At 69.8% G+C, this 5,193-nt stretch carries 2 protein-coding genes and 2 pseudogenes; 2 read left to right on the forward strand and 2 right to left on the reverse strand.

The window, feature by feature from the left end:
- Window positions 1-62: 62 nt before the first annotated feature.
- A complete protein-coding gene (locus tag ABZV34_RS36975) occupies window positions 63-671 on the forward strand; it encodes a TetR/AcrR family transcriptional regulator (RefSeq protein ID WP_356286921.1) in 609 nt (202 codons plus the stop codon).
- Window positions 672-909: 238 nt separating this feature from the next.
- Here ABZV34_RS36975 and ABZV34_RS36980 read toward each other — a convergent pair whose 3' ends face one another.
- Entirely contained in the window at window positions 910-3,108 is a 2,199-nt protein-coding gene (locus tag ABZV34_RS36980; protein WP_356286924.1) for an acyltransferase family protein, read from the reverse strand.
- Between the two features lie 700 nt (window positions 3,109-3,808).
- Window positions 3,809-3,958: pseudogene (locus tag ABZV34_RS36985) on the reverse strand (oxidoreductase); the annotation flags it as partial.
- A gap of 231 nt (window positions 3,959-4,189) precedes the next feature.
- On the opposite strand from ABZV34_RS36985, the pseudogene ABZV34_RS36990 reads away from it, so the two are divergent.
- Window positions 4,190-5,193: pseudogene (locus ABZV34_RS36990) on the forward strand (hypothetical protein); the annotation flags it as partial.

The following is a 5,193-nucleotide window of genomic DNA, read 5'->3' on the forward strand; positions in this document are numbered from 1 at the left end:
GCTACGGAAGTCGAACGGTAGCACTTCCGTAGCGATCGCTGCAGAAGAGGTAGGCTGTGCGAGTGGAGACGAAACAGAGCGGCCCCGTCGGCCGACCGCGAGGATTCGACGCCGACGAAGCTCTCGAGCGCGCCATGCTGGTCTTCTGGAAGCACGGCTACGAGGGGGCCAGTACAGCTGGCCTGACGAACGCGATGGGCATCTCCACCACCAGCATGTACGCGGCCTTCGGCAACAAGGAGAAGCTGTTCCGCAAGGCCCTGGAGCGCTACACCGAAGGCCCGAGCGCGTACCTGGCCCGAGCCATGGAGGAGCCGACCGCCCTCGGTGTCGCCACCGCGATCCTGGCCGGCACCGTTCGTACCACCACGCGCCCGGCCCAGCCGCATGGGTGCCTGGGCGTTCAGAGCGCCCTGACCGCCAGCGATTCCGGGCAGGAAGTCCGTGACCTCCTCGTCGCCTGGCGCAATGACGGCTATGCCTGCGTCCGGGATCGCTTCCAGCGTGCCGTCGACGACGGCGACCTGCCTCCGCGGACAGATCCGGGGCTACTCGCCCGGTACCTCACCACCTTCGCCTACGGCATCGCCGTACAGGCCGCGAGCGGCGTCGGCCGCGACGAGCTCCAGGAGTTGGCCGACGCCGCCCTGCGCAACTGGCCACTCGCCTGAGGCCCGCCCGGTGGGGAACGTGTTCCCCACGAGCCGGCCGACATCATGGAGCGCCGACCGTGTCCCCTTCGACAGCCTGATGGGCATCGGCCGCCACGAGCGGACGCTGTCCAGGTTCGGGTCTGCTTCCCGTCGTCGGTGCGGGGGGGCCGGACAAGGGCGGCAGCTCGGACTCCGGCATGGACCAGCCCCCCCTCGCGGCCGGATCGTCAGGCCGAATCCGTCCGGGGGCGCGTGGTCAGCGGCCGCTCGGTGGTTCGGCGACCCGACCGGGGTGCCGAGTGAGGTCGGCGCCGTAGCGGGCGGTGATCTCACGGCCGAGAACGGGTGCGAGGGCCTCGGCGTAGGACTCGGTGAGATGGCTGTCGTCCCGGTAGACGAAGGTGTCACCCACCACCACGGGGCAGCCGTCGGTGCCGCAGAGCCAGGGGACCGGGTCGATCACGGAGACACCGGTGGCCGCCGCCGCGTCGGTGATCTCCCGTTTCTTGCCCGGATCCCTGACCGCGTTCTTGATGGCGGACTCGCACCGCTCCAGCTCCTGCGGATGGGTCCCGGCGCAGTCGACCGCGTCGCCCTTCGGCCAGGCGGTGTCCAGGACGGTCAGCACCTCGGCGCCGCTTCCCACCAGTTCCCGATAGGTCTGCTTGAAGCCGTCGGTCCACTGACGGCGCGGGTCGCCGGACGGTCGGGCCAGGTCGGCCGCGTCCGAGGAGGAGGCGATCACCAGAGCGGGACGCAGCGACCTGATCCTGGTCAGCTGCTTGGTGCGCCACTGGTCGCAGGACACGTACGGCTTGCCCTGGTAGACGGTGGTGACGGCGGAGACCTTGCACGACGACTTGGTCATGGAGACCAGCTTCCAGTGGTGCTCCCTGGCCAGCCGGTCGACCGCCGGGAACCACTGGGCCGCGTGCGAGTCCCCGAAGAGCACGACCACCTTCGACGCGGACCGGTCGCCATAGACACACGGCGGTGTAGCCGTGCTCGCATATCCGATGTGGCAGTCGTCCCGATAGAGCTGGGACAACGTCCCCTTGATCCTGGTGAGTCCGGGTGTCAGATTGCTCGGCAGACTGTGATGGGGTCCTTCCAACAGCTCGGTCAGCTTCGCCCGTGGATCGGCCGCCCCGGTGAGCGCGCTCCTCAGCCCAGGCGCCGCCACGTCCGAGGCTATGGGCGGCGGGAAACCCGTAGCGACCAGCGCCGCCGCCGCGGCGCCCGCGGTCAGCGCCGCGCCCAGTCCCAGAGCCCGTACCGGCCGGCCGCGGAACACCCGGTGGAACCGCACCGGATTCTCCACCAGGTGCAGCGTGACCCAGGCCAGCAGCAGGGCGATCGCCGCGCAGACCAGCCCGAACGGGGCGGTCGCCGGCCTGTCCAACGCCATCGGCAGGATCACCAGCACCGGCCAGTGCCACAGATACCAGCTGTACGAGAGACCGCCGACCCACACGGCCGGCCGTAGCGACAACAGCCGGCCGGCGCCGTACCGCGCGGGTGAACATCCGCCCGCCAGCACCAGCGCGACGCCGAGCACCGGCACGAGAGCGTAGTACCCGGGAAACGGTGTGTTGTCGTCGAACCGGACCGCCGCGACCAGCAGCGAGACCAGCCCGACCCAGCTCATGGGCCCGGACGCCCACGTCGGCAACCGCTCCAGCCTGCCGGCGAAGAGGGCGAGCAGGGCGCCGACGCCGAGTTCCCAGAAGCGGGTGTGCGAGCCGAAGTAGGCCCAGGATGCCGAGGTGGCCGTCACCCGCACGTTCACTACGAAGGAGATCACGCACAGCATCGCGAACGGCACCGCCACCAGACCGGTCCGGCGCCGTGCGAGCTTCCAGCCGGCCCACAGCAGCAAGGGCCAGACCAGGTAGAACTGCTCCTCGACCGCCAGCGACCAGAAGTGCTGGAAGGGCGACGGCGGGCTGTCCGCGTTGAGGTAGTCGGTGCCTGCGTTCGCCAGCCGGAAGTTCACCACGTAGAGAGTGCTGCTGAGCGCGTCCCCCACGTACTCCTCGAAGCGGATCTTCGACAGATAGAGCCAGGCGCCGCAGAGCGAGGCGAGCCCGACGACGGTCGATGCGGGCAGCAGCCGCAGCGCCCGGCGGGCGTAGAACCTCCGCACCGAGATACGGCCGTCCCGCGCCAGCTCGCGCAGGAGCAGCGAGGTGATGAGAAAGCCCGATATCACGAAGAAGACGTCGACCCCGATATAGCCGCCCGCGGCATGGCGGACACCGGCGTGCGCGAGGACCACCAGTGAGACGGCGAGCGCGCGCAGACCCTGGATGTCGAGGCGAAGCGGCGCTCCGGCTGCTGACCGGGCCGGCGTTCCGGTGCCCGATCCGCCCGCCGTTTCGCCGCCGCCCGGGTCGTGCGGTGGCGATGTCGGCGCCTGCGTCGCAGTCTCTGCGGGCCAGGCAGCACGAACCACGGGAATCTCCTCTGCGTGATGGCGGATGAGCGCCGAACCGCACGGCGCCGCTGATCAGACCGACCATCAACAGGAAGGGTTGCGGTAAATCGGCCCGGCTCCCACGCCTCATCACCTTTCTTCGTCGAAGCCCTACCCGCCGTTCCCGAACCGTTCACCGGATCGAGTCGAGGAGAGGTCGGCCGCGACGCCCCGGAGGCGCGCGCAGGGGAATGTGACCCGAGGCCTCCCGCGGTCGCGTGGGCGGCGGGCAGCCCTCAGGACACCTCAGCGAGGGAAGGCGGGTGCCTGTCGCTGCCTCGTGCCCTGATGGATGTCAGGCAGTGGACCATGGACGTGGGCAGTGGACTTCGGATGGGGCCGGGGGCCGGCCGCTGAGGGACCGGGCGACCTGGGCAGTGGCTCCAGGGACCGCAGCCCCGGACCGGCTGATCGGCGCGGCCCGCGCTGCCTTCAATCGGCTGGACGGGGTGCCCATCAGCGTCGGGGGACCGCCCGCGGGTACGTCGGACACCATCGACGACGACCAGTGGCGCATCGCTTTCGAGTCGGCCTTCCTCGGCGCGGTGCGGCTGTCCCGCGCGGTCGCGGAGGAGTGGGACGAGGGAGGCGTCATCGGGTTCGTCCTGTCCAGCTCCGTGTATATCCGCGGTAGCACGCTCGCGGGCGGCATCGGAGTCGCCGTACCGCGCGTCGAGTTCTGTACCCGGTCGGTCTCGGTGCAGGCGGGTACGAGGCCGACCACGTGGATGCCCCTTGGGCCCAGCTCGTTCGCGAGGTTCTTCGCGTACCCGGCCAGACCCGGCCGGAGGGCGTTGGAAATCGCGAGGCCTGGAATCGGCTCGTCCACTGGGGTCGGTGGCAGCGAGCGGCGGCTTCAGCCGGGAGGCGCGGACCGGATCACGACGGCCGCGAGGTCGACGCCACCGAGACGCCCGGTGAAGCCACAGTGAAGGGACCGGTGTCGACGCGGCAGCCGGTGGTCGAGCAGGCGACGGCCCCTGGAATTCGGTCCCGACCTTACAACTGGGCAGGCCCGTTGATGGTCCAACTGGTCATTAACGGAAGGACATCCATACCCATGTTGACGTCATTCACGCGTCGAGCTGATTCACAGGTCGCCGCCCTCGCGCTCCTCTCCCTGCTGATGAGTCTGCCGGCCGGGGCCGCACATGCCGCGGGGTCGGAACCGCACCCCCCGAAGGACGATCCCGGCCACGTGGTCCACGACCTCAAGGTCACCCCTGCTACGGCGAACTACGACCACCACACGGTCACCGTGACGGGCACGCTGGCGATCGACGGCAACCGACCGGGTTCCTACCCGCCGGCGCCCGGACAGACCGTGGATCTGGTCGAATGGGGGGTCTACGAACCCGATGACCCGGACCCTACGGCGCCGAAGGTCGACGAGTTCGACCGCCTGGGCACGGTGACCACCGACGCACAGGGACACTTCAGGCTCCCGAACGCCGTGATAGACCAGCGCGCCCCGGACCCGATGTACAAGAACAGCGTCTACACGGTGCATGTGTACGCGATGCGACGGCTGGACCCCGCCGTCTACGGTTCATGGGGTGCCCACGCGGACGTCTCGGTGACGTGTACGGCGAGTCCCACCCGGTTCCGGGGTGACTACAAGGTCGGCCCGAAAACCGGAGGCACCCGCAAGGTCACCGCCGAGGGGTACTGGGAGCGACAGGACGGCCGGACGTGGAAGCCGTTCAAGGGCGGCACGGTACGGGTGACCTACCAGCCGGCCGAGCCGCGTTCCACAGCCCCCTTCGAAGGCAAGACCACTACCGGGCCTGACGGGCACTTCTCCCTGACGTTCACGGCGTCGGCCGACGGAGAAGTCAGCAGCGTGGCCTACTCGATCCCCGACGCTGACGCGAGTTACATCGACGCCCCCGAAGACGGCAGTTTCAGCCAGGAGATCAACGTCTCGAAGGCGGACTCCACTCCTCCTCCCACCGCGACCCCCACGTCCACCTCCACCCACCCCGCCACGCCCATGCCGAGCAACTCTGGTGCGGCCGCCGCGGGTGCGACCCCCACGCCCGCCAACCCGCAGGCGCTGGCCGC

Source organism: Streptomyces sp. NPDC005195, from assembly GCF_040608315.1.
Classification (GTDB): Bacteria; Actinomycetota; Actinomycetes; order Streptomycetales; family Streptomycetaceae; genus Streptomyces; species Streptomyces kaempferi.